Source organism: Plasticicumulans sp. (assembly GCF_035331805.1).
Lineage (GTDB): Bacteria > Pseudomonadota > Gammaproteobacteria > Competibacterales > Competibacteraceae > Plasticicumulans.
In genome coordinates this window covers 2,817-4,447 of the sequence record NZ_DAOLKE010000288.1, presented here as the reverse complement: position 1 = coordinate 4,447, position 1,631 = coordinate 2,817, and the positions used below count along the sequence as shown (strand labels likewise).

General features: G+C 62.5%; 3 protein-coding genes. 1 reads left to right on the top strand and 2 read right to left on the bottom strand.

Annotation, left to right across the window (positions count from 1 at the left end; all coding sequences use genetic code 11):
• On the bottom strand, positions 1 to 459 hold a 459-nt coding region (locus tag PKE44_RS15420), incomplete at its 3' end, for a hypothetical protein (protein WP_324552835.1).
• A 230-nt stretch (positions 460 to 689) separates the two neighbouring features.
• Entirely contained in the window at positions 690 to 938 is a 249-nt protein-coding gene (locus tag PKE44_RS15415; protein ID WP_324552832.1) for a hypothetical protein, read from the bottom strand.
• Between the two features lie 79 nt (positions 939 to 1,017).
• Between PKE44_RS15415 and PKE44_RS15410 the strand changes: the two genes are divergently transcribed.
• On the top strand, positions 1,018 to 1,631 hold a 614-nt coding region (locus PKE44_RS15410; protein ID WP_324552829.1), incomplete at its 3' end, for a hypothetical protein.

The following is a 1,631-nucleotide window of genomic DNA, read 5'->3' as shown; positions in this document are numbered from 1 at the left end:
CAGTCCGCTCTTGCGGTCGCTCGTGCGCACGTAGCCCATGGCCTCGTACATCGAGCTGTCCGGGCCGAGGCTCGGGTCGCCGCTGACGGCGTTCTTGATATACATGATCAGTTGCTTCATCTCCCTGAACAGGCGTTCGCGCTCGTTGCGGGCGCCGAGGAGCTGGTTTTCGAGGTCTTCGACGCGGCGCAGGGCCTGTCGGCATTCGGTGGCGCGCTGCTGGAATTGCTCCAGCGTCAGACCGGCCAGCGTCTTGTCGGCTGCATAGCGTTTCCAGGCATCGCCCACGGCGACGATCTGGTCTTCGCGGTCTTTGTAGCTGTTTCCTGCCATGGTGACTGACTCCTGCCAGTTCCGGTGCGCTTCCCATGCCGTCGCCGGCTCCGGCCGGTCGTGCTCCGCTGCCCCGAAGCGCGCAGGGCTGCGAATTCCATTGCCGGCAGCATGGTCGAAAGTCATCGGCCTGCAAGTCGCGCAGCCGCGCCGGCGGCCGGTGCAGCATTACGATCGCGTCATGTTTTCCGGATCAAACCGCAGCCATCCGGCCGCGGCCGCGCCGGAGCGGCCGCGGCCTCGTTGCCGTCATTTCCCTGACATTTCAATACCCTGATTCCACTCCGTCCCCCAGCCCCTCCCCGATGAACGCTGCAGGGCTGCCAGCGTCGCTGCGGACAGCCGGGATCGATTCTTCATGCCGCGTCAGCCCGCTTTTCTCCCGCCTGCCAACGCACCAGCTTCGCGCACATCTGCATCAAATCCGCACATCCGGCTTTCTGGCGAGTACATTTCCAGTCGAACCATGCCCGTTTCCACTGGAAATGCGCAGGATCGAACTGGAAATGCCCACATTTCCGTTGCAAACTCGCAACATTCAACAGGAAATGCGCGACATCCATCTGGAAATCTGCACATTTCCGCACCAACATCGTGCGATGCATGACATGCCCGCACCATTTCCATCCTCACCTGGCAGGGTTGGAATGGAAATCTGCGAAGTTGGTCTGGAAACAGGCAAGCTTGATCTGCAAGAACGCGAACTTCCTCTGGAAAGCGGGGCGTCGTATCGACAGGGATGCCGGCTTCATCTGCAAGGACGCGAGTCAGCGCGGCAACGGCACGGGCTTCGGCGGACCGGACGCGAGTTTCGACGGCCCCGGCGCAGGATGCGATTGCAAGGACATGCGCTGCGTCTGCAAGCGTGTGCCGCCTGTTCATGCGGGCACCGGCTTCGCCCGTCAGCGCATGCGGTGTGTCTGCAAGCGCGCAGGATTGATGGGCGGGATCGCAAACTTCAAGGCCGCGGCGGCGTATCTGCACCCGCCCGCAGCATCCCGCATCGCGCCGGCGCCATCGCGCGCACCATTCCTGCACAGGCAGGGCAGCCGGCATCGCCGGATTCGCACGATCTGCGGACGGCCCGGCACCGGAATGGATCAGAATGCGGGTTATCGGGGCAAAACCGCATCGGAAGCGCGGAAAAGAGCAGACAAGTCCGGCAATTCCCCGCCGGAATGTCCGGAAACTTTACTTTTTCCCGAACTTGTCCATGATCTGGATCACGGCGCCGGTCATCGTGGCCGGCACCGTTGCTTCGGAGACAGCAAGATGAGCTACCGGATTTTCAGCACCGA